The sequence below is a fragment of the Galactobacter valiniphilus genome, assembly GCF_003575975.1.
GTDB lineage: Bacteria > Actinomycetota > Actinomycetes > Actinomycetales > Micrococcaceae > Galactobacter > Galactobacter valiniphilus.
This window is the reverse complement of sequence record NZ_QQXK01000002.1, coordinates 26,062-47,278: the sequence shown is the minus strand read 5'-3', so window position 1 is coordinate 47,278 and position 21,217 is coordinate 26,062. Positions and strand designations below refer to the sequence as shown.

Sequence of the window (21,217 nt, the reverse complement as noted above, 5' to 3'; positions counted from 1 at the left end):
GCCTCGCCTCCCCTGAGGGGCGGGGCGCCGCAGGGGCGCCCTGGCCTCACCACTCCGGGTCGTCGTCGTCCTCGCCGAGCACCTCGATGTGGGAGCCGGAGCCGGCCAGATCGCCGATGTCCTCGCCCGCGAGGCGCTCGCGTCGGCGCAGCGGATCGTATTCGTCCATGGACTCCGGGGAGTCGGAGGATCCGGCGGCCGGCGAGCCGTCGCGGCCGTCGTCCTCGCCCTCCCAGATCTCCTCGCGGATCATGGCGTCCTCGCCCTCCGGGGCGATCTCGTCCTCCCAGAGTTCCTCGTCCTCGTGCTGGGACATGGCGCACCTCCCGTGGCGTTCGTGGCCGCCCCCAGTGGCGGCCGGTGCGTCCATCCTTGCACCGGCGGGCGTCGACGCGCCATGCCTGCGCCCGGCGGGTTGCGCCCGCCCGGGGAAGGACGCGGACGCGCTACGCGGCCGGCTGCTCCCGGTGCCGCCAGGCCTCGGCCGTGAGGCGCAGGGACTCGAGGCGCGTGGCCTGATCGAGGGCATGGTGCACCGTGATGAGTTCGGCCGCGCCCGTCGAGGCGGCCATGCGGCCCAGCTCGGCCGCCACGCGCTCCGGGGTGCCCACGGCGCTGAAGCGGATCGAGGAGAGGATGCCGCGGCCCTGGGGCGTGTCGAGGATGAGGTCCACCTCGTCCTCCGTGAAGGGGGTGTCGCGGCCCCGGCCCAGCATGTCGCGCACGCGGGCGCGGCCCACGGCCTCGAAGCGGCGCACCGCCTCGGCCGGGTCCTCGGCCGCGACGACGCCCACCGCCACGATGGGGCGCGGGGCCTCCAAGCGGGCCGAGGGGCGGAACTCGCGCGTGTAGACGTCCAGGGCCTGCTCCAGCGCGTCGGGGGCGAAGTGGGAGGCGAAAGCGAAGGGAAGACCCATGCGGGCCGCGAGCGTGGCGCCGAAGAGGCTCGAGCCCAGGATGGTCACCGGCACGCGGGAGCCGCGGCCGGGGTAGGCGTGGACGCCCGGGATGCGGCCCTCGTCATCGAGGTAGCCGAGCAGCTCGGCCACGTCGGAGGGGAAGTGCTCCGCGGCGTCGGGGGAGCGGCGCAGCGCGCGCACGGTGGCCTGGTCGGTGCCGGGAGCCCGGCCCAGGCCCAGATCGATGCGGCCGGGGTGCATGGCCTCGAGCATGCCGAACTGCTCGGCGATGATGAGCGGCGCGTGGTTGCTGAGCATGACCCCGCCGGCGCCCACGCGGATGGTCTCGGTGTGCGCCGCCACGTGGGCCATGAGCACCGCCGTGGCGGAGGAGGCGATGACCGGCATGTTGTGGTGCTCGGCGTACCAGAGGCCGCGGTAGTCGGCGGCCTCGGCGGCCCGGGCCAGCTCCACGGCGTCGGCAAAGGGCTGGCCGGCCGGCTGCCCGGGGCGGGTGGGGGCGAGGTCGAGGACGGAGAGTTCGGGGGAGGTGCTCACCCAGAGGGCAACCCCGCGCGGCCGCGAGCTATTCCGCGGCGGCGTCCCCCACCGGAGAACGAGCGACGCCGCCGTTCCCGCCCGGAGGCGGGTACGGCGGCGTCGGCCCTTGCCTAGGGGAGATCAGGCGACGGGGCGGATCTCCGTGGCCTGCAGGCCCTTGGGGCCCTCGGCGACCTCGAACTCGACGCGCTGGCCCTCTTCGAGCGTGCGGAAGCCGTTCGACTGGATGGCGGAGTAGTGGGCAAAGAGATCCTCGGAGGAATCATCCGGAGCGATGAAACCGAAACCCTTGTCGGGGTTGAACCACTTCACGATGCCAGAAGCCATGGGGCATTTCCTTCTCTTTTGGCCTCCCGGGTGCGGGAGGAGCCGGTGACCACCCGGCGGGATGCGGGGCGGGTGTTCGGTCCTTTGTGCTGCGTAGGACCGGTGCCCCGGGCCACTTTTCGCTAAGAACTAGGAACTACGGCACCCAAGCTACGTGATCACCTTCACAAGTGAAAGGGATTTGTGCACCCAAACGCGCAAATTTACTCAAACGACAAGTGCACTTGGGCTCGCGTGAACTCAGTCGTCCGATCCGGGATTCCACGACGAACGCAGGCGGTCGAGTTCGCGGCGATCCTTCTTGGTGGGGCGGCCGGCGCCGCGGTCGCGGATCGGGACCTGCGGGATGAGCACCTTGGGCTTGGGCGGGGTGCGATCCAGGTAGGCGGCCTGGGCCAGCGGCGCGGAGACGCGCTTGGAGAGCAGACCGGCAACCTCGAGATCGCGCTCCTCGCCGTTCTTGCGCACTCGGAGGCGATCGCCGGGCACCACGGTCTGCGCGGCCTTGGCCGGGGAACCGTTCAGCCGGACGTGTCCGGCGCGGCATGCGGCCGTGGCCTCCGAACGGGTCTTGTAGACCCGCACGGCCCACAGCCACGCGTCAACGCGGACGCGGGCCTTCTCAGGCATGCGCCCCGCGGGAGGGGGCCGGGACCTCGAGGCCGGCGATGAGGCGGCCCAACGCGTCCTCGAAGAAGCGATCGGCGCCGGCGTCTCCGCCGAGGCGGGCGAGCGTGGGGTCGAGGACGCCCACGAGCTCGAGCGACACGATGCCGTGCAGGGAGGCCCAGACGGTGACCGCGAGCGCGGCGGCGTCGGAGGCCGGGCCGGAGAACGTGCCGTCGGCCAGGCCGGCCTCGAAGGCCTCGCTCAGCGGGGCGAGCGAGACGTGCCAGGCCTCGTCGACCGAGTCGAGGAAGACGTCGGGGGCCGTGATCGGCACGGTGGGCGCGGCGGCCGCGGCGCGCGGGGCACCGGCGGGGGCGCGGCGCACGGCCAGGCCGAGGGCGTCGGAGAGGATCGAACGGTACTCGTTCGGGTGCTCGAGGGCCCAGGTGCGGTAGGCGTGGGCCAGCGCGAGCAGGCGATCGGCGGGGTTGCCGTCCTTGGCCACGGCCTCGAGCGAGGAGCCCAGGTCCTGCAGGGCCTGCGCCGTCAGGGCCGCTCTCAGGGAGTCCATGCCGCCGAAGAGCGTGTAAATGGCCGCCGTGGTGGTGCCCGACTGCGTCGCGAGTCGGCGGGCGGACAGGGCCAGGGGCCCCTCGGTGGCGGCGATCATCGCGGCGTCCTTCAGGAGGCGTTCCCGGACTGCTGCGTCATATCGGCGTGGTCGTGGCATGACCTCAGTGTTCCAGCCGAAGGCACCGCGTGCCAGTTGACACAGCGGTAAACCCTCAAGGTGTTATTTGTTCATGTCGCGAACGCCGCTAGAAAATCAGGCCAGCCTTGCCTGCATTTGCACGAAAAGCCAGGCGTGAGCGTGATCGCCGGGGCCCGGGCAGGGCAGGCTTTCCTTGGATGCGCGGCCGGAAATATGCCCTTAGTGTTCTGGACATGGAACTCACTGGAAAGCTCGAAGAGGCCTTCAACCGCCAGGTCACCCTGGAACTTGAGGCCGCCATTACCTACCGCCAGCTCGCCATCGACATGGACCTCATGGACCTCCCCGGCCTCGCCGGCTGGTTCAAGGCCCAGGCCGAGGAGGAGCTGGAGCATCGCGACAAGTTCATCACCCACATGGTGGACCGCGGTTCCCGCCCCGTCTTCCAGGCCATCCCGGCGCAGGGCCTGGAGATCACCACCGTCCTCGAGGCCTTCGAGGCGTCCCTGGCCCACGAGGTCAAGGTCTCCGAGGCCATCCGCGACCTCTACCGCCTGGCGCTGGAGACCGGCGACATCGACTCGCTGCCGCTCCTGAACTGGTTCGTGGACGAGCAGGTCGAGGAGGAGGCCACCGTCGGCGGCATCATCGGCCGCATCAAGCGCGTCGGCGGCGACGGCTCCGGCCTGCTGGCCCTGGACCGCGAGCTCGGCGCCCGCGGCCCCGAGGACGAGCACTGACCCCAGCCCCCACCGGGCGCGCAAGCACCCCGCCTCCCTGACAGGGAGGCGGGGTGTTTTTGCGCGCTGTGGCGGCCGGACACCGCCGTGCCTTCTTCGAGTTGAGGCGCGTTGTGCGCTGTGAGGCCCGAAAACCCGGCCTCAATGCGCGTGTCTCGCCTCAAAGCTCAGGGGGAAAGCACCGGGCAAGGCACGACGGCGCGTGGCCGGGCGTCGCCGCCCGCCTCGCCTTAGGAGGCGAGGGCCTTGGCGCGCGCCTTGGCGAGCTTGCGGACCTTGCGGCGGCGCTTGCGCTCGGCCGGATCGTCGTCGGGGGTTTCGCGCCCGGAAAAGACCTTGACGATGGCCCAGGCGGCGGCCACGAGCGGGACCGAGATGAGCGCGCCCACGATGCCGCCGAGGATGGAGCCACCGGTCAGCGTGATGAGGATGACGAGGCCGTGCAGGTGCAGGGTGTTGCCCATGACCACGGGCTGGAGCAGATTGCCCTCGAGCTGCTGGATCACGACCGTGGCGATCGCGACCACGAGCGCCTGCCACACGCCGGAGCTGACGAGCGTGACGAGGACCGAGAGCACGCCGGCCACTGCGGCGCCGACCATGGGGATGTAGGCGCCGAGGAAGACGAGGATCGCGAGCGGGAAGGCCAGGGGCACGCCGATGATGACCATGACCAGGCCGATGCCGATGGCGTCAACGGCCGCCACGATCGTGGTGCCGCGCAGGTAGCCGCCGAAGACGTCGCGGGCCCGGGCGCCGGCGCGGTCCCACGTGGGGCGCACGCGCTCGGGGACCCAGCTCATGAAGAACTTCCAGATGGTGTCGCCGTCCTTCAGGAAGAAGAACAGGGTGACGAGGAGCGTGCCCGCCCCAACAAAGAAGTTGCCGGCCGCCGAGAGCCCGGAGAGCGCTCCGGCACCGAACTGCGAGCTGGTGAGGAACTCGGTGGCCTTGCCGATCCACTCGTTGAGCTGGTTCTGATCGATCTGGATGGGCAGGTCCTTGAGCCAGCCCTGCACCTGCGAGAAGCCCTGCTGGGCCTTCTCGGACAGCGTTCCCCACTGCGAAACCACCGAGATCACGATGCCCGTCACGATGCCGCCCAGGATGAGGAAGGCGCCCAGCAACACGATCCAGGCGGCCAGCATGGGCGAGAGCCAGCGGCGCAGCAGTCGGATGAGCGGCCACAGGGCGCAGGCGAGGATGACGCCGAGCAACAGCGGCAGGATCACGAGGGAGAGCCGCGTCATCGCGAAGACCACCGCGGCGGCGAGGACGATCACGAGGATCACCTGCAGCGAGCGCGTCCCGGCGGTGCCGAGCCCGTCGCTCCACAGGTGCACCAGGCGGGAGGAGCCCGGGTCCCTGGGGACCGGGTCGTTGGCGCCGAGGACGGGCTGCGGCGTGCGAGCGGCCTGGGGCCGGTTCGTCCCGCCGGCTCGCGCGGCGTCCGGCTGCGTGCGCGGCTGCTTGTTTCCGGTGGTCGGCTTCTTGCCGAAGATCACTGCTTCCCCCTTGGGTGGCGGTTCCGGCGGGTTCCCCCGCCCGGCACGTTGGCGCCCATTGTGTCAGGTGCCGGGGCCGCCCGGCGCTGCTGGGCGGCTCAGCCGATGGGGTCGCTGCCCCCGGCACGGATCCGCTTGGCCAGCCACGCGTAGGCCCACGTGAAGAAGCCCACCGCGAGGGCGCCGATCAGCACGGGGGCGATGAGGTAGCTCCAGTGCTCCTGCGCCAGCACGATCGCGAGCGGGTTGCCGCCGGCCGGAGGGTGAAGCACGCCCAGCAGGGCCATGACGAGCATGGAGAGCAGCACGGCGAGGATGGCGCTGAACCAGCCCGCCGGGAGGAGGAAGCGGACGGTCAGCCCGCAGACGCCGGCCACGAGGTGCCCGCCCATGACGTTGATGGGATGGGCGAGCGGGGCGCCCGGGAGCATGAACGCCAGCACGCACGAGGAGGCGAAGCCGGCCACGAGCAGCTGTGATCCCGTCAGCGCGCCCACGACGCCGAGGAAGCCGAGCGTGGCCAGCGTGGCCAGGGCCCCCAGCAGAGCGGTGCGCAGCGTGATCTTCGGCTGGCCGGGGCGGCGGAACGCCCTTCTGCACAGGGCGGCGAGGCGGGAGGTGGGGCCGTTGTCTGGCGAGGGGGACAGCACAGGGTCCTTGGGTGGGAGGAGAGGAAGTGCCCGACGGCGCGGGGCCGCCCGGGTGCCCCAGTTTAGTTTTGCGCCGGGTGGGCCCGCGAGTTCGCGTCGAGCGCAGGGGCTTGCCCCGGGGCGGGCCGCGCGGCAAGGGTAGGGGCATGCGTATCACCTTCATCGGAGGCCACGGCAAGGTGGCCCTCTTGACCCTTCCGCTCCTGACCCAGGCGGGCCACGAGGTCACGGCCTGGATCCGCAACCCGGAGCACGCCGCGGACGTCGAGGCGACGGGAGCAAAGGCACTCGTGCTCTCCATCGAGGAAGCAACCACCGAGTCCATGGCGGCCGCCCTCGAGGGCTCCGAGGCAGTGGTGTTCTCCGCCGGCGCGGGCGGCGGCAACCAGGCGCGCACCGCCGCGGTGGACCGGGACGCCGCGATCCGTTCGGTGCACGCGGCCGAGGAGGCGGGCGTGCGGCGCTACGTCATGGTGTCCTATCACGGCGCCGGGCGCGTGCGCCGAGTCGATCCGGACCACGGCTTCTACCCATATCAGGAGGCCAAGCTCGCGGCCGACAAGGTTCTCGCCTCCTCGGCGCTCGAGTGGACCATCCTGGGTCCGGGGACGCTGAGCCTCGAGCCCTCGCCGGGCGGCGTGAGCCCCGCGGCGGAGGGAGCGGAGCACGCCCCCACGAGCCGCGAGCTCGTGGCCCACGTCATCGCCGAGGTGTTGGGTGGGCCGGCAGCAGAGGACTCGGTCCGCCGCACCCTGGACTTCCACGACGGCACGTTGCCGATCCCCGCGTGGATCGAGGCCGTCGCCGCGGGGGAGCTGCCAGGCGCCGAGGGCTGAGCCTGCCGGTCACCGCGGCGCGGCGCGGGGCGGACGGCGCCTGGCCCGCGCCCGAGGTGGCCCGCGCCCGGCGTGAGCCGGGGCACCCGCGGCACCGATCGCCGTCGGGCAGGTCCTAGAGTTGAAAGCATGGCCGATGCTTTCAATCCCGTGGACGGGACCCGGATCTCCTACGACGTGGCGGGGGAGGGCCCGGCGCTCGTGTTCCTGCACGGCTCGGCGCTCTCGCGCGTGGTGTGGCGCGGGCTCGGTTACCTGAAGGGCCTGCCCGGCTACACGCACATCCGCATCGACGCGCGCGGCCACGGCCGCAGCGAGAAGCCCCACGATCCGCAGGCCTACCGCCCCGAGCTCATGGTCGGGGACGTCCTCGCCGTGCTGGACGAGCTCGGTATCCGGCGCGCCGGCGTGGTCGGCTACTCCATGGGCGCGCGCACGGGCTGGCAGCTCGTGACCTCCCACCCCGAGCGGGTCTCGGCGTTCGTGGCGATGGGCGGCACGCACCGCGCGCAACACGGCGAGATCTCGCGCATCTTCTTCCCCGGCTACCTGGAGACCCTGCGCGCCGGCGACATCCAGGCGTTCGTTGAGGGCTTTGGCCCGGGGCTGGATCCCAACACCCGCGCGGCGTTCAGCAACAACGACGCCCTGGCACTCGGCGCCTTCTTCGAGCTCACGGAGTCCGAGGACACGGGCCTGCCGGACCTCGCGGTGCGCGGCGTGCGCGTGCCAACCCTGCTGGTCGCCGGCACGGCCGACGAGCGCCGTTACGCCGACGCCCTGGACGAGGCCCGCATGCTGCCGAAGGGCCGCTTTGTTGGCCTGCCGGGCCGCGGCCACGCCGGGACGCTGGCCTCGGCAGGCGACGTGCTGGCGGCCGTGAAGCCCTTCCTCGACGAGGTCTACCCACCGCAGGCCTGAGGCTCTCCCGCACAACAGAATCGGAGTGGGTTTCGTCCGGTTTTCTGCCGAAAAGCGGACGAAACCCACTCCGATTCTGGGGAGGCGGGGCAAGCGCGCGGGTCAGCCCCTACGCCGCCTTCCTCTGCTTGGCCGCCTTGCGCTCGAGCTGGTCGGCGCCCGTGAGCCGCTGGGAGAGGTACACGGGGATCATCGAGACCAGGATCAGCACGGCGGCGATGACGTTGACGACGGGCGCCTGGTTGGGGCGCGCCATGTTGTTGTAGATCCAGATCGGCAGGGTCTCGGTGCCCGGCGCCGCCGTGAAGGTCGTGACCACCACCTCGTCGAAGGACAGGGCAAAGGCCAGCAGCGCGCCGGCCACGAAGGCGGCCCGGAAGCCGGGGAAGGTCACCTGGAAGAAGGTGCGGAACACGTTGGCGCCCATGTCCATGGCCGCCTCCTCGAGCCCGCGGTTCATCTGCCCAAGCCGGGCCTGCACGTTGTTGAAGACCATGACGATGCAGAAGGTCGCGTGGCCCACGATGATCGAGAAGAGCCCCAGGTTGATGCTGAGCGGCTCGAACACGTTCTTGAAGGTGTTGGAGAACGCCACGCCCGTGACGATGCCGGGCAACGCGATCGGCAGCACCACCAGCAGGTTCACGGTGTTGCGCCCAAAGAAGCGGTAGCGGGACAGGGCAAACGCGACCATGGAGCCCAGGATGAGCGCAATGAGCGTGGCCCAGAACGCCACCTTGACCGAGGTCCACAGGGCCTCGCGGACGCCCTGGTTGTTCCAGGCCGCCACCCACCACTTGGTGCTGAACTCCTGCACGGGGAAGGAGGAGCTGGTCGCGGCGTTGAAGGAGTTCATGATGACCAACGCGAGCGGCACGTAGACGGCCGCCATGATGAGCGCGGTGAGCGCGCGCAGCGTGTTCTTGCTCAGGGATGAGAAGCGCATGTTGGTGCCTCCTAGAAGTGCTTCAGGGCGCCGGACTTGCGGGCCAGGAAGAGGTATAGGACCACCACGAGGATCGGGACCGTCGCGAAGGCGGCCGCGAGCGGCGGGTTCAGGTTGATGTTGGAGGCGATGACCGTGCCGATCACCTGCGTCTTGCCGCCCACGAACTGCGCGGCGATGTAGTCGCCAAGCGAGAGCGAGAAGGTGAAGATGGAGCCGGCGATGAGCGCCGGCTTCAGGAGCGGCAGCGCCACCGAGAACACGGTGCGCCAGGCCTTGCCGCCCAGGTCCGCGCTGGCCTCGAAGAGGTTGTCGGGGATGGAACGGAACGCCGTGTAGACGGGCACCGCCATGTACGGGAACCACAGGTAGGCCAGCGTGATGACGAGCGCCGTGGTGCCGTAGCCGGGGCCGGAGAGGCCCAGCGGCGCGAGCAGCCACTCAAGCGGCCCGCCCTCGGAGAAGGTGATGCGCCAGGAGAAGACCTTGACGAGGTAGCCGGCCCACAGCGGCAGCGTGATGCCGATGGCGAGCCAGGTGCGCACGCGCGGCGAGGCGATCTTGGCCATGTACAGGCCGAGCGGGATGGCGATGACGGCGCAGAGCACGGTCACGGCCAGCGCGATGCCGATGGTGCGCAGCGCCGTGTCCCGGTACGCTGCCACGGTGAGGATCTCGCTGAAGTTCTCCCACGTGAACGCCGGGATGACCTGCGAGGTGAAGGAATCGGTGGTCCAGAACGCCGTGATCAGCAGCAGCGCGAGCGAGCCGAGGTACAGCACGCCGAGCCACAGCATCGGCAGGCCGAGCAGCCCGAGCAGGCGGAGCCAGGCGTGGCGGTAGAGGACGGTGGAGAGCCGATCGCCCAGGCCGGCGCGGGGCCGGGCCGGCGTCGGCGCGGGCGCCGGGGAGCCGGCGGGCGCGGCGGGCGCGGGGTTGGTGGTGGTGCTCATGCGGCGCGGGCGCCGGTGGCGCCCCTCCCTCCCAAGGGTGTGTCGTGCGGGGCCCGACGGCGGGTGGTGACCACCCGCCGTCGGGCATCAGGCAAGGGCGTCAGCCCTTGATTTCGGTCCAGGCCTTGGTCCATTCCTGGTAGTTGGTGCACTGGACGTCGGTGCGCCCGTCGATGCACTGCTCCACAGGGGTGGTCCACATCCACACCTGCTTGTAGTACTCCTCATCCGTGGCGTGGAACGTGGCGCAGTGGCTCACGTTCTTCTCCGAGCCCTCGCAGGCCTTGGCGTTGGCCGGGGCCATGCCGAAGTTCTGCGCGATCTTGGCGTTCACCTCGGCGGAGGAGGCATAGTCCATCCACTTGTAGGCGCAATTGGGGTTCTTGGACTTCGCGGAGATCATCCAGGTGTCGGACCAGCCGGTCGCGCCCTCCTTGGGGAGCACCGACTTCACCTTGGCGCCGTCGCCCTGGGCGATGTTGACGATGACCTGCCAGCCGGTGCCGAGCGCGGCGGTGCCGGAGGAGATGGAGGAGACGGCCTTGAGGGCGTCGTTCCAGTACTCGCCGGCCACGCCGTTCTGGGTCTTGAGCAGCTCCACCGCGGCGGCGAGCTGATCCTTGTCCAGGGCGTAGGGGTTCTTGATGTTCAGCTCCGGCTTGGTGGCCATGAGGTACACGGCGGCGTCGGCGATGAAGATCGGGGAGTCGTAGGCCATGATGGCGCCCTTGTACGGGGAGTCGGCGGACCACGTGTCCTTCCACGAGGTGGGCGCCTCCTTCACCTTGTCGGTGTTGTACATGAGGACGTTGGCGCCGCGGCCGATCGGGACGCCGTAGCTCTTGCCGTTGAGCGTGTCGTAGATCTGGCCCTTCAGGCCCTCCACGATGTTGCCGAAGTTCGGGATGAGGTCGGTGTTGATGGGGGCCACGTCGCCGCCGGCGATGAGGCGCAGCGAGGCGTCGCCGGAGGCCGAGACGAGGTCGTACTCGCCCGTGCGCATGAGCTGGACCATCTCATCCGAGGTGGCGCCAACCTTGCGGTTGACCTTGCACTGGGTGTCCTTCTCGAACTGCGTCACCCAGTCGGCATCCGGGTTGGTGGAGCCGTCCTCGACGAAGCCGGCCCACGCGACGATGTTGACCTGGCCCTCGCCGTCGCCCACCGAGGTGGCGGCCGGGAGATCGGGGACCTTGATGCCGCCGGAGGCGGTGGTGCCGCCGCCGGAGCTGGAGCCGCCGCAGGCGGTCAGGGCGAGGGCCGCGGCCGCGGCCATGGCGGCGAAGCCGGTGAGGCGTCGTGACGTACGCATGAGTGACCTCTTTCTGGTGGGGTGATGATGGGGTGCTGCCGCGCCGTGGGTGGCGCTGGTTTGTGGGGTGCAGTGGTGACGGGCGGGGTGCCCGACGGCGGGTGGTTCAGTCCCGCGGGACCGCGTAGGCGGCCTCGCGGGGCCAGGCGAGCTCGAGGCGCTCGCCGCGGGCGGCCGAGGAGCCGGGCGCGCCGTGGGGGACCTCGGCGAGGAGCGAGTGCTCGGGGAAGCCGTCCGGCGTGACGAGAAGGCGGCGGCCGGGGCCCGTGAAGACGGACTCGGCGACGACGCCGGCGATCCCGGCCTCGCCCTCGGCGGGGGCGCCGACGCGGACGCGCTCCGGGCGCAGGGAGACGAGCTGTTCGGTGCCCGTGAGGGCTGCGGCGAGGGCGCCGTCGATGAGGTTGGTGGAACCGAGGAAGCCGGCCACGAACTCGGTGGCGGGGCGCTGGTAGAGGTCCTCGGGGGAGCCGACTTGCTGGATCTTTCCCTCGTTGAAGACGGCCACGCGGTCGGAGAGCGTGAGGGCCTCCTCCTGATCGTGGGTCACGAAGACGAAGGTGATGCCGACCTCGCGTTGGATCTGCTTGAGCTCGATCTGCATCTGCTCGCGCAGCTGCTTGTCGAGGGCGCCGAGCGGCTCGTCGAGGAGCAGCACCTCGGGGCGCAGGACGAGCGCGCGAGCGAGGGCCACGCGCTGGCGCTGACCGCCGGAGAGCTGGGAGGGCAGGCGGTCCGCCACGTGGGGGAGGCGGATCATCTCGAGGGCCGCGGCGACGCGGGCCTTGCGCTTCGCGGCGGGGACGCCGTGCAGCTTGAGGCCGTACTCCACGTTCTTGGCGACCGTGAGGTGCGGGAAGAGTGCGTAGTCCTGGAAGACCGTGTTGACGTTGCGCTCGAAGGGGGCGGAGCGCGTGACGTCCTTGCCGCCCAGGAGGATGGCGCCGGAGGTGGGCAGTTCGAAGCCCGCGATGAGGCGCAGCACGGTGGTCTTGCCGGAGCCGGAAGGGCCCAGGAGGGAAAAGAACTCGCCCTGGCGGATGTCGAGGTCCAGCTCGTGGACGGCGTGGACCTGGCCGAAGGACTTGCCGAGCCCCTGCAGGGAAATGGCGGGGGTGGCCTGGGCGGTGGGCGCCGGCGCGGCGGTGGTGGCGCTGCTCGTCACGGTTGACCTCGTTTCGGTGCGCCCCGTGGCCTCGGCGGGAGGCGGTGGGGCTGGCTGGTTCGGTGCGAAGAATCTGTGGCGTGGACCACAACTGAGTAGTTAAACTATGAAAGCAGAGGTCATATGTCAATGGTTTAAATCTTGTGTTTCCGTCGCGCTACCGGCGCCCGAGCCAGTGAGAGGATGAGACCCATGCCGTACTCCACGTCGCCGCAGCGCCGCCTGCGCGCAGCCGTCTTCTCCCCGCTGATCGAGGGAGGCAAGGTGGAACTCGTGGAGGACCGCATCGTCCGCGGCATCGCCTCCGGCGCCCTGCACGAGGGCGATCGGCTGCCCAGCGAGGCGGACATGGCCGCGTCACTGGGCGTCGCCACCGTGACCGCCCGCGAGGCGCTCGCCGGCCTGCGTCGCCGGGGCTTCGTCGCCACGCGCCGCGGGCGCGACGGCGGCTCCTACGTGACCATGAACCACCGGGACCGCAGCGAACTCGTGCTGGCGCAGCTGGCCGAGACCACGCTCGTGGACCTGCGCGATCTGGCGCTGCACTACGGCGTCATCGCCTCCGCCGCCGCGTTCGTGGCCGCCTCCATGGCGGACCCGGACGACGTCGACGGCGTGCGCCGACTCGCCGCGGCCGATCGCGGGGGCGAGGAAGCGGATCCGGGCGCCCGCGCCGCGGACCTGCTCCTCGAGATGGCGGCGCTCAGCCATTCGGCGCGCCTCACGCGCGAGTTCGTCCAGCTGCACGCCGAGTTCGGCTCTTACCTGCGGCTGGCGCACGAGGACCCGGAGTTCGACACGTGGTCGCAGGCGTGGGGGGACACGCTCGTGGAGGCGCTCGCCGGCGGCGACGGGGACGAGCTGCGCCGGCTGGTCCAGGACTACACGCGCCGCGCCGTGGCGCTGCTCATCACCCGCCGCGACGCGCTCGTGGCGCCCAACGAACCGGCCCGAGCCGCAACGAACTAAAGCCCACCCACGCACACCCATCACTCGTGCAACCCTCAAGAGGAGGCGTCAACACCGTGCCAAGCAACGCAGCTACGCAGGCCGCCGAGTCGTACTTCGGCGCCATGATCGACGCCGTCCAGCCGTGGGTGCCCAGCATCGCCCGGCTCTTCACGCCCGCGAGCCCTCCCACGCGCCGCGTGGTTGACGCCGCCGTCGAGGAGCTCGCTTCGGCCGCCCTGCGGCGCGAGGGCTCCCAGCTCGTGGGGGCCGGCTTTGTCGCAGCGCCCGGCGTGCTCTCCGATGCGCGCTGGCACATGGCCTGGTGGCAGGGGGCCAGGGCGGAGCGCCTGTTGACCGACGGCGAGGACGCGGCGGGCGAGGCCTACGCCCGCCGCGAGTGGTTCGTGCGTCCGCTCGAGGAGGGCATCCCGCACCTCACGGGGCCGTATGTCGACTTCCTGTGCACCGACGAGTACACCGTGACCGTGACTCTCCCCGTGGTCGTGGCAGGGCGCAATGTGGGGGTCGTGGGCGCCGATGTGCTCGCCGCGACGCTCGAGCGCGGCCTCGGCCCGCGGCTGCGCGACGTCTCGCCCAAGGCGGCCCTGCTCAACAGCCACGGCCGCGTCATCGTCTCCGCCGACCCGCTCGTCGCGGCAGGCACCCTCCTGCGCGAGGGCGCCGGCGAGCGGATCGCCTCCGACTTCCTCGGCCTCTCCGTGGTGGTCCCGGCCGCCTGACGCGGCACGACGGCGGGTGGTGACCACCCGCCGTCGTGCTCACTTTTTCCCGGTGTGACCGGGCGGACCTCAGCCCGTGAAGGTCGAGTGTCCAGTGATGGAGCGGCCGATCAGGAGCGCCTGCACCGTTTCGGTTCCCTCGTAGGTGTGCAGCGCCTCGACGTCGGCAAAGATGCGCGCCGCGCGGTTGCGGACCAGGATGCCGTTGCCGCCGAGCAGATCGCGGGCGTTGGCGGCGATGGAGCGGGCGGTGCGGGTCGCGGTGAACTTGGCGAGCGAGGCCTGCGCGCCCGTGAGCTCGCCCTTGTCCTCGAGGGCAACGCAGTGGCGGGCGAGCAGCTGGACCTGCACCAGCTCCGATTGCATGCGGGCCAGGCGCTCGTTGACGATCTGGTTGGCGCCGAGTGGGCGACCGAACTGCTCGCGCTGGCGGGCGTAGGCCACGGCCGTCTCGTAGGCACCCATTGCGGCGCCCACGGCGCCCCAGGCCACGGAGAGGCGCGTGGAGAAGAGCACGGCCGAGGTGTCCTTGAAGGAGTTGGCGCCGGGCAGCAGGTTCTCGTCGGGGACAAAGACGTTGCGCAGCGTGATGTGCGCCTGCCAGATGGCGCGCAGGGCCAGCTTGCCCGTGATGGTCTCTGCGGAGTAGCCCTCGGCGTCCTGCGCCACGGCAAAGCCGCGGACCTGGCCCTCGCCGTCGCGCGCCCACACCACGGAGAGCGCCTCGAGGCCCAGGGCCGGGCCGAGCGAGCCGTTGCCGATCCACTTCTTCTCGCCGTTGAGCACCCAGCCGCCAGCCACCTTGGTGGCGGTGGTCTGCAGGCCAACGGAGTCCGAGCCGTGCGTCGGCTCGGTCAGGGCGAAGGCGCCTGGCAGGGTGCCGTCGGCCATGCGGCCGGCCCAGCGCTCGATCTGCTCTGGGTTGCCGCAGTCCATGATGGAGCGCAGGGCGAGGCCGCCCTGCACGCCAAGGATGGTGCCGACCGAGCCGTCCACGCGGGAGAGCTCGGCGTTGACGAGGCCGGCGGCGAGGCGGGACTGCTCGGGGCGGCCGGGCATCTGCACGCCGTCGCGCAGCAGGTCCAGCTCGCCGAGGCGCTTGACCAGCTGCAGCGGGTAGTCGGCGCGGTCCCAGTAGTCGTCGATGACGGGCGCAACCTCGTCCAGGGCGAAGGTGCGGGCGCGTTCGCGGTACGCGGCGTCCTCGGGGGAGAGGTCGGCGAAGACGCGCGCAGGGTCCACGTCGACGGCGTGCTCGCCGCGGCCGTAGAGCTCGTACTCGGGCTCGGTGACGCCCTCGGGGAACGGGGCCTCGAACTCGGACATGACTCCTCCTGGGTCTGCAACTGACGCGTGATTGCGTGGTGACTCAAGAGTAATGGAACTCAGTCTCAAATCAAGACACCGAGTCTCATGGGCGATGGGGGCGCACGACGGCGCGCGGCCGGATGCCAGCGCGGGGCGCGCCGGCGGCGCGGATCAGCCCCGTTCGCGCAGCGCCCGCTCCACCTCGGCGGCGACCTCGTGCGGGCCGCCGGCCGCGGTCACGACGACCACGGTGGAGCCCGTCGCGCGCGGCCCGGTGCCGGCGGCCTCGTGCCCGTGGCGCTGGACCAGGCCCTGCAGGGCGCGCTCGAGCGCAGGGCGGACGTCGCCGCCCTGGCTGCGCAGCCAACTACGCAGGAAGTCGTTGTGGACGGAGACCACGGCGGCGGCCAGCGCCACGGCGGCCACGCGCCGGCGATCGGGGCGCGGCGGCACCTCGCCCTCGGCGGGCCGGGGCACGTCGGAGAGCAGGTGGTCGCGGAAGAGCCGCTCGAAGCGGTGCGTCGAGACGAGCTCGCGGTCGCGCAGGGCCGGCACCTTGTGCATGAGCCGCCAGCGCAGGCGGGCCAGCTCGGGGTCGGCGGTCTGGGTGTCGAACACGGTCAGCGCCGCGTGCACCACGGCCCCCGGCCCCTCGTCGGAGTGCCGCACCAGGGCGGCGCGGGCGGCGGCGAGCCGCTCGTCCTGGTCGGCGAAGACCATGTCCTCCTTGGAGCCGTAGCGCCTAAAGAAGGTGGAGCGGGAGACGCCGGCGGCCTCGGCCAGCTCCTCGACACTCGTGGTGTCGTAGCCGCAGCTCAGGAGCAGCTCCAGGGCGGCGTGCGGGACCCGGTGGTCAACGCTCACGAGCGAACCTCCTGTGAGGCGGCCTCGGCGACGGCGGAGGCGCGGGGTCGGAAGCACAGCGCGGCGAGGCAACCCACGGCCGCGGCGATCGCGGGGAGCAGGACCGACTGGCCGTAGGCCGTGGCGAAGGCCGCGTGCAGGAACGAGGGAACGGCGTCCCCGCCCGTACCGCCAGCCGCACCGGACGCACCGCTCGCGGCGGCGCCGCCCTGGCCCGCCATGGCCGCCGTGACCTGCGCCTGGATGGCCGCCTGCATGACGAGGGCGATGAGCGCCGAGCCGATGACCGAACCGATCTGGCGCGTGGTGTTGAAGACGCCCGAGCCGGCGCCGGCCTCGGACGGTCGCAGATCGCGCGTCGCGGTGAAGGACACGGAGGGCCACACACCGGCGGAGCCGATGCCCATGACGGCGGAGGCGAGCAGGATCTCCCACAGCGCCGCCTGGTGCCCCACGAGCCACGCCATCCAGAACATGCCGACGGAGAAGAGGAAGAAGCCCGGGACGGCGAGGCGCTTGGGGTCCCACTGGCTCACGAGCTTGCCGGTGATGGGCGCCAGGATGATGCCGGTGAGGGACATGGGCGCCAGCGTGAGGGCCGCCTGCGTGGGCGTGAACTCACGCACAGTCTGCAGGTAGAGCACCACGGGCACGGCAAACGTCGTCACGGCGATGCCCATGCACGTGATCGCCACGTTGGCGAGCGTGAAGTTGCGCTCCTTGAACAGGTGCAGCGGCAGCAGCGGTTCCTTCTTGTTTTTGGCCTGCCACAGGACAAACAGCGCCAGGACCACGAGGCCGCCCACGATGAACTGCCACGCGGTGATGGGACCCCAGATGGCGCCCCACTCGTGGCTCTCGCCCTGCTGGATGCCGAACACGAGCAGGAAGATGCCCACCGCGGAGAGGAACACGCCGAGGAGGTCGAAACTGTGCGAGGCGATGGGCAGCTTGGGCACCCACAGCACCACGAGCACAAAGCACACGATGCCCACCGGCACGTTGACGAAGAAGATCCACTCCCAGCCGATGCCGTCCACCAGGACGCCGCCGAGCAGCGGGCCCACGAGCGTGGCGACGCCGGCCGTGGCGCCCCACAGCGCCATGGGCGCGCCGCGGTGCTCCGGCGCGAACATGCGTGTGATGAGGGACATCGACTGCGGCGTGAGCAGCGCGGCGCCCAGGCCCTGCACGGCGCGGGCCGCGATGAGCGCGCCCACCGTGGGCGCCAGGCCGCAGGCGAGCGAGGCGAGCGTGAAGATCGTCAGGCCGATGAGGAAGAGGTTCTTGGGGCCGAAGCGATCACCCAGGCGTCCGCCCACGAGCAACGGCACGGCGTAGGCGAGCAGGTAGGCGCTGGTCACCCATACGCCGCCGTTCAGGTCGGCGTCCAGCTCCTCCATCAGCACGGGCAGCGCCGTGGTCACGATCGTGGTGTCGATCAGGATCATGAAGAAGCCAAGGATCAAGGCACTGAGGGCCTTCCACGCCTGGCGGGGGGACACGGCGACGCGCTCGTCTGCAATACTCACCGGCCCATCGTAGTGCGGCACCCCGTCCCACGGGGTGGGCTGTGACCGCGCCCTCGCCCGGCGGGGCCGCGGCCGGAGCGCGACGGCGCGGCCCGGGTGGGCGCGTGATGAGGAGGGTGCCCGACGGCGCGGCCCGGCAGGGTGCCCGAGGGGCCGACGGCGCGGGGCCGGCTTGGGTGGGCCCGTGCGCCGCACTGCGCGCGCACGGTGGCCTGTGGGAACCTTGGGCACATGGCGCTTTTGACTGCTGTGCTGCACCACCTCTCCGCTGCCCCCGCCGCGGGGGCCAGCCAGACCCCCTCACCCAGCCCCACGCCGTCGGGCACCGATCCCTCCATGCCGAGCCTCGAGCCGGCGTTGGAGAGCGCTCCCGACTTCCTGCGCCCGTGGCTCTCCGTGCTCATCCCCGTGGCGATCGCGGTCGTGGCGACGTGGCTCGTGTGGAGCGTCCTGGCGCGCGTGCTGCGCTCGCACGAGCCGCTCCTGAAGCAGGTCAAGCGCCTGCGGATCCCCGTGTTCTGCTTGCTGCTGAGCCTGGGCCTGCTGATCGGCACCAACGGCCTGATCCCGAGCGAGGGGTGGGCCACGGCCGTGGACGCCGCACTCAAGGTGGGCTTCATCGCCTCGGCCACCTGGCTCATCGTGGTACTCATCTCGGTGTTCGAGGCCTCGCTCCTGGAGCACTACGACACCGAGGACGCCGACACCCGGCGCCTCGCGAAGATGAAGACGCAGGTCACGCTGCTCAAGCGCGTCGTCACGGCCGTGGTGCTCGTGGTGGGCGTGGCGATCGTGCTCATGATGATCCCGTCCGTGCAGCGCCTCGGAACCACCATCCTCGCCTCGGCGGGCCTGATCTCGGTGGTGGTGGGCCTCGCGGTGCAGGGCGTGCTCGCCAACGTCTTCGCCGGCCTGCAGGTGGCGTTCACCGACGCGATCCGTGTGGACGACGTGGTGGTCGTGGAGACGCAGCAGGGCCGGATCCAGGAGATCACCCTGACGTACGTGGTGGTGTCCATGGCGGACGGGCGCAACATGATCCTTCCCTCCACCTACTTCACGACCAAGCCCTTCGAGAATTGGTCGCGCAACAGCTCCGAGCTCAACGGCAATGTGCTCATGGACCTGAACTGGAACGCGCCCGTGGACCGCATCCGCCACCGCGTCACGCAGCTCCTGGAGGCCTCGGATCTGTGGGACGGCCGCACCGGCACCACGCAGGTCACGGGCGCGGAGGGCGGCATCATCAAGCTGACCATCACCATCAGCGCCCGCAACTCCGGGGACCTGTACAACCTGAAGAACGAGATCCGCGAGAAGATCGTCGCCGAGCTGCAGGCCAAGCACCCCTCGGCCCTGCCGCACCAGCAGCACCCGCCCGTGGCCTGAGCAGTGGCTCCACCCACGGGATGAGGCCGGGAGCGGCAGGTGCCGCCCGCGGACCGATGCCCCGGGGTGGGGCCCACGGGCACGCTGGAGGCATGACTGAAAGCTTCATGCCCCAGGCCCCCGCCGTGCAGCCCGCAGCGCACCCCGCCGCTGGCGGCGAACGCGCGTCCGAGGTGCGCCTGCGCGCCACGGGCCTCACCAAGTTCTTCGGCGCCACGCGCGCCCTGGACGGCGTGGACGTGGGCGTCAAGGCCGGCGAGGCGCTCGCCATCATGGGCCCCTCGGGCTCCGGCAAGTCCACGCTGCTGCTGGCCCTGGCCGGCATCGAGCGCCCCGACGCCGGCTCGGTGATCTACCGCCCGGACGGCGGCCCCGAGGTGGACGTCGCCGCGCTGCCCGACCGCGAGCGCTCCCGCCTGCGCCGCGGCGACTTCGGCTTTGTCTTCCAGCAGGGCCTGCTCATCCCCGAGCTCACGGCCGAGGAGAACGTGGCCCTGCCGCTCATGGTCACTGGCGCCTCCCGCCAGGCCGCGACGGCCACGGCTCGGGACTGGCTGGGCCGCCTGGGCCTGGCCGGCATGGAGGGCCGCCGCATGGGCGAGCTCTCCGGCGGCCAGGCGCAGCGCGTGGCGATCGCCCGCGCGCAGGCCGGCGGCTCCACCGTCACCTTCGCCGACGAGCCCACGGGCGCCCTGGACTCCGCGACCTCGCGCGAGGTCATGGATCTGCTCCTCGAATCCACCGTGGGCCGCGGCGCCGCCCTGGTCCTCGTGACGCACGATCCCCAGGTCGCCGCTCGCTGCGATCGCACGCTGAGCCTGCGCGACGGCAGGGTGGAGCACCAGTTCTTCCGCAATCCCTCCACGGGCCAGCAGCCCGTGGTCCCGGCGCCCTCCGGTCACCCGAGCCTCGGCAGGCCCGGCCGCATCCTGCGCGGGGGCACGCTGTGACGATCCTGCGCCTCGCCTGGTTGCTGCGCAAGGCCGGCGACGTCCGTGCCTTCCTCGTCGGTGCCACCGCCTACGCCCTCGTGACGGCCCTGCTGCTCATCACGCTCTCCGGCGGCTGGGCCTTCCTGGGCTGGGCGGACGAGATGGCCGGCGCCTATCAGATGCTGGCCTGCGTGGCCCTCGTGCTGCTCGTGGTCCCGCTCGCGTACCTCGGCGCGGCGGCCGCGCGGCTCTCCGCCCGGGCGCAGGACCGCCGCCTCTCGACGCTGCGGCTTGTCGGCGCCACGGGACCGCAGGTGGCCGGCGTGACCGTCCTCGGCGCGGCGGGGGAGGCCCTCGTGGGTGCCCTCGCCGGCACGGCCCTCGCCGCGGCGCTCACCCCGCTCGTTGGTCTCGTGCCCTTCCGGGGTGCCCCGCTCGGCGCCGCCCTCTGGATGCCCGCGTGGCTCGTCGCCGCCGTGGTGGCGGGGGTGGTGCTGCTCGGAGCCGCAAGCGCCGTGGCAGGACTGCGCCGCGTGCTCGTCACGCCGCTGGGCGTGCGCACGCGCAACGCCGTCCCCGTCCCCTCGTGGGCCCGCCTCGTGATCGCCTTCGCGCTCGTCGTGATCGGGATCAGCGTGACCCAATCCACCGGGGCGATTGGCGAGCTGCTCGGCACCGCCGGCGTGTTCGTGGCGATCCTCGGCGTCTTCCTCGCGGTGCTCGTGGCGATCAACGCCCTGGGCCCGTGGGTGCTCAAGGTGTGGGGGCGCAAGCGCGTGGCCAAGGCCTCGACGCCGCACGCCCTACTGGCCGCCCGCACCGTACTGGATGACCCGCAGGCCACGTGGCGCCAGGTCTCCGGCGCAGCCATGGCCGGCGTGGTGGCCGTGGTGGGCGGCGTCGGCGCGGCGCTCAGCAACGGCATCCCCGGCGACGCGAACGCCGCCGACGCGCTCCTGGGCGCGGACATCATGACGGGCGTCATCGTCACGCTCATCATCGCCTTCGCGGGTGTGGCCGGCACGGCGCTCGTGTCCCAGGCCGCCACGGTCCTGGACCGCGAGGAGCTGGGCCGGGCGCTAGACGCCATGGGCATTCCCGCCGGGCTCACGGCCAAGGCCCGCGTGGCCGGGCTGCTGCAGCCGCTCATCCTGGTGCTGCTCGTGGGCATCGGCGCCACCGCGGTGATGCTCTTCCCGCTCGCGGGGCTCGCGCTCCTCGCCTCGCCCACCACGGTGGCCGTGGTGCTGCTCGTGTGCGGCGCCGGCGTGCTCTGCGTGTGGGGCGCCGCCCGCCTGGCCGGGCGCGTGGCACGCCCCGCCGACGTCGCACGGATGTCGGCGCTCTAGCGCTGGCCCGGCGGCC

At 71.6% G+C, this 21,217-nt stretch carries 22 protein-coding genes; 8 read left to right on the top strand and 14 right to left on the bottom strand.

Features of this window, described 5'->3' with window-relative positions; all coding sequences use genetic code 11:
* Positions 1-46 precede the first annotated feature (46 nt).
* From DWB68_RS01165 to DWB68_RS01145, 5 genes are all read right to left on the bottom strand, one after another.
* A complete protein-coding gene (locus tag DWB68_RS01165; RefSeq protein WP_119423312.1) occupies positions 47-316 on the bottom strand; it encodes a hypothetical protein in 270 nt (89 codons plus the stop codon).
* 130 nt (positions 317-446) lie between these two features.
* Complete coding sequence (locus DWB68_RS01160; protein ID WP_119423311.1) at positions 447-1,457, bottom strand: LLM class flavin-dependent oxidoreductase; 1,011 nt, start codon at positions 1,455-1,457, stop codon at positions 447-449.
* Between the two features lie 123 nt (positions 1,458-1,580).
* Complete coding sequence (locus tag DWB68_RS01155; protein ID WP_119423310.1) at positions 1,581-1,787, bottom strand: cold-shock protein; 207 nt, start codon at positions 1,785-1,787, stop codon at positions 1,581-1,583.
* Positions 1,788-2,027: 240 nt separating this feature from the next.
* The gene (locus tag DWB68_RS01150) at positions 2,028-2,417 is read right to left on the bottom strand and encodes an RNA-binding S4 domain-containing protein (RefSeq protein ID WP_119423309.1); all 390 of its coding nucleotides are present in this window, start codon (positions 2,415-2,417) and stop codon (positions 2,028-2,030) included.
* A complete protein-coding gene (locus DWB68_RS01145) occupies positions 2,410-3,126 on the bottom strand; it encodes a TetR/AcrR family transcriptional regulator (protein WP_119423308.1) in 717 nt (238 codons plus the stop codon). Before DWB68_RS01145 ends, DWB68_RS01150 begins: the two co-directional genes overlap by 8 nt.
* 215 nt (positions 3,127-3,341) lie before the next feature.
* Here DWB68_RS01145 and DWB68_RS01140 point away from each other — a divergent pair, with 215 nt between their 5' ends.
* Positions 3,342-3,848: a ferritin gene (locus DWB68_RS01140; RefSeq protein WP_119423307.1), complete on the top strand. Its 507-nt coding sequence runs from the start codon at positions 3,342-3,344 to the stop codon at positions 3,846-3,848.
* A gap of 230 nt (positions 3,849-4,078) precedes the next feature.
* On the opposite strand, the gene DWB68_RS01135 is transcribed toward DWB68_RS01140, so the two are convergent.
* Positions 4,079-5,353, bottom strand: a complete 1,275-nt coding sequence (locus DWB68_RS01135; protein WP_119423306.1) for an AI-2E family transporter — start codon at positions 5,351-5,353, stop codon at positions 4,079-4,081.
* Between the two features lie 98 nt (positions 5,354-5,451).
* Positions 5,452-6,003, bottom strand: a complete 552-nt coding sequence (locus DWB68_RS16370; RefSeq protein ID WP_199700340.1) for an HPP family protein — start codon at positions 6,001-6,003, stop codon at positions 5,452-5,454.
* A 146-nt stretch (positions 6,004-6,149) separates the two neighbouring features.
* Between DWB68_RS16370 and DWB68_RS01125 the strand changes: the two genes are divergently transcribed.
* Complete coding sequence (locus DWB68_RS01125; RefSeq protein ID WP_119423305.1) at positions 6,150-6,839, top strand: SDR family oxidoreductase; 690 nt, start codon at positions 6,150-6,152, stop codon at positions 6,837-6,839.
* A 129-nt stretch (positions 6,840-6,968) separates the two neighbouring features.
* Positions 6,969-7,760, top strand: coding sequence for an alpha/beta fold hydrolase (locus DWB68_RS01120; protein ID WP_119423304.1), 792 nt, complete (start codon positions 6,969-6,971; stop codon positions 7,758-7,760).
* Between the two features lie 109 nt (positions 7,761-7,869).
* On the opposite strand, the gene DWB68_RS01115 is transcribed toward DWB68_RS01120, so the two are convergent.
* The 4 genes from DWB68_RS01115 to DWB68_RS17225 form a co-directional block, all read right to left on the bottom strand.
* Positions 7,870-8,706 carry an ABC transporter permease gene (locus tag DWB68_RS01115; RefSeq protein ID WP_119423303.1) on the bottom strand — a complete coding sequence of 279 codons (837 nt, stop codon included), beginning with the start codon at positions 8,704-8,706 and terminating at the stop codon, positions 7,870-7,872.
* 11 nt (positions 8,707-8,717) lie between these two features.
* Entirely contained in the window at positions 8,718-9,659 is a 942-nt protein-coding gene (locus DWB68_RS01110; protein ID WP_119423302.1) for an ABC transporter permease, read from the bottom strand.
* A 100-nt stretch (positions 9,660-9,759) separates the two neighbouring features.
* A complete protein-coding gene (locus DWB68_RS01105; protein WP_119423301.1) occupies positions 9,760-10,971 on the bottom strand; it encodes an extracellular solute-binding protein in 1,212 nt (403 codons plus the stop codon).
* Positions 10,972-11,077: 106 nt separating this feature from the next.
* On the bottom strand, positions 11,078-12,136 hold the full coding sequence (locus DWB68_RS17225; protein ID WP_119423300.1) for an ABC transporter ATP-binding protein: 1,059 nt from the start codon (positions 12,134-12,136) through the stop codon (positions 11,078-11,080).
* A gap of 192 nt (positions 12,137-12,328) precedes the next feature.
* On the opposite strand from DWB68_RS17225, the gene DWB68_RS01095 reads away from it, so the two are divergent.
* Positions 12,329-13,105 carry a FadR/GntR family transcriptional regulator gene (locus tag DWB68_RS01095; protein WP_158588168.1) on the top strand — a complete coding sequence of 259 codons (777 nt, stop codon included), beginning with the start codon at positions 12,329-12,331 and terminating at the stop codon, positions 13,103-13,105.
* 56 nt (positions 13,106-13,161) lie between these two features.
* A complete protein-coding gene (locus DWB68_RS01090; protein ID WP_119423298.1) occupies positions 13,162-13,827 on the top strand; it encodes a PDC sensor domain-containing protein in 666 nt (221 codons plus the stop codon).
* Between the two features lie 69 nt (positions 13,828-13,896).
* Here the strand turns inward: DWB68_RS01090 and DWB68_RS01085 are convergent, their stop codons facing one another.
* The 3 genes from DWB68_RS01085 to DWB68_RS01075 form a co-directional block, all read right to left on the bottom strand.
* The gene (locus DWB68_RS01085) at positions 13,897-15,153 is read right to left on the bottom strand and encodes an acyl-CoA dehydrogenase family protein (RefSeq protein WP_119423297.1); all 1,257 of its coding nucleotides are present in this window, start codon (positions 15,151-15,153) and stop codon (positions 13,897-13,899) included.
* 153 nt (positions 15,154-15,306) lie between these two features.
* A complete protein-coding gene (locus DWB68_RS01080) occupies positions 15,307-15,999 on the bottom strand; it encodes a TetR/AcrR family transcriptional regulator (RefSeq protein ID WP_158588167.1) in 693 nt (230 codons plus the stop codon).
* Complete coding sequence (locus tag DWB68_RS01075; RefSeq protein WP_233548542.1) at positions 15,996-17,531, bottom strand: DHA2 family efflux MFS transporter permease subunit; 1,536 nt, start codon at positions 17,529-17,531, stop codon at positions 15,996-15,998. The genes DWB68_RS01080 and DWB68_RS01075 overlap by 4 nt, the downstream gene beginning before the upstream one ends.
* Positions 17,532-17,762: 231 nt before the next feature.
* On the opposite strand from DWB68_RS01075, the gene DWB68_RS01070 reads away from it, so the two are divergent.
* The 3 genes from DWB68_RS01070 to DWB68_RS01060 all read left to right on the top strand — a co-directional run bounded on the left by DWB68_RS01070 (position 17,763) and on the right by DWB68_RS01060 (position 21,201).
* Positions 17,763-18,920: a mechanosensitive ion channel family protein gene (locus tag DWB68_RS01070; protein WP_119423295.1), complete on the top strand. Its 1,158-nt coding sequence runs from the start codon at positions 17,763-17,765 to the stop codon at positions 18,918-18,920.
* A gap of 92 nt (positions 18,921-19,012) precedes the next feature.
* Positions 19,013-19,870 carry an ABC transporter ATP-binding protein gene (locus tag DWB68_RS01065; RefSeq protein WP_233548541.1) on the top strand — a complete coding sequence of 286 codons (858 nt, stop codon included), beginning with the start codon at positions 19,013-19,015 and terminating at the stop codon, positions 19,868-19,870.
* Entirely contained in the window at positions 19,867-21,201 is a 1,335-nt protein-coding gene (locus DWB68_RS01060) for a permease (protein ID WP_119423294.1), read from the top strand. Before DWB68_RS01065 ends, DWB68_RS01060 begins: the two co-directional genes overlap by 4 nt.
* Positions 21,202-21,217 lie beyond the last annotated feature (16 nt).

Excerpts from the sequence above, each read along its gene's own strand:
- DWB68_RS01120 (WP_119423304.1), top strand. The coding sequence starts at position 6,969 with ATGGCCGATGCTTTCAATCCCGTGGACGGGACCCGGATCTCCTACGAC.
- DWB68_RS01095 (WP_158588168.1), top strand. The coding sequence starts at position 12,329 with ATGCCGTACTCCACGTCGCCGCAGCGCCGCCTGCGCGCAGCCGTCTTC.
- DWB68_RS01155 (WP_119423310.1), bottom strand. The coding sequence starts at position 1,787 with ATGGCTTCTGGCATCGTGAAGTGGTTCAACCCCGACAAGGGTTTCGGT.
- DWB68_RS01150 (WP_119423309.1), bottom strand. The coding sequence starts at position 2,417 with ATGCCTGAGAAGGCCCGCGTCCGCGTTGACGCGTGGCTGTGGGCCGTG.
- DWB68_RS01105 (WP_119423301.1), bottom strand. The coding sequence starts at position 10,971 with ATGCGTACGTCACGACGCCTCACCGGCTTCGCCGCCATGGCCGCGGCC.
- DWB68_RS01085 (WP_119423297.1), bottom strand. The coding sequence starts at position 15,153 with ATGTCCGAGTTCGAGGCCCCGTTCCCCGAGGGCGTCACCGAGCCCGAG.
- DWB68_RS01145 (WP_119423308.1), bottom strand. The coding sequence starts at position 3,126 with ATGCCACGACCACGCCGATATGACGCAGCAGTCCGGGAACGCCTCCTG.
- DWB68_RS01125 (WP_119423305.1), top strand. The coding sequence starts at position 6,150 with ATGCGTATCACCTTCATCGGAGGCCACGGCAAGGTGGCCCTCTTGACC.
- DWB68_RS01165 (WP_119423312.1), bottom strand. The coding sequence starts at position 316 with ATGTCCCAGCACGAGGACGAGGAACTCTGGGAGGACGAGATCGCCCCG.
- DWB68_RS01065 (WP_233548541.1), top strand. The coding sequence starts at position 19,013 with ATGACTGAAAGCTTCATGCCCCAGGCCCCCGCCGTGCAGCCCGCAGCG.
- DWB68_RS01115 (WP_119423303.1), bottom strand. The coding sequence starts at position 8,706 with ATGCGCTTCTCATCCCTGAGCAAGAACACGCTGCGCGCGCTCACCGCG.
- DWB68_RS01070 (WP_119423295.1), top strand. The coding sequence starts at position 17,763 with ATGGCGCTTTTGACTGCTGTGCTGCACCACCTCTCCGCTGCCCCCGCC.
- DWB68_RS01110 (WP_119423302.1), bottom strand. The coding sequence starts at position 9,659 with ATGAGCACCACCACCAACCCCGCGCCCGCCGCGCCCGCCGGCTCCCCG.
- DWB68_RS01140 (WP_119423307.1), top strand. The coding sequence starts at position 3,342 with ATGGAACTCACTGGAAAGCTCGAAGAGGCCTTCAACCGCCAGGTCACC.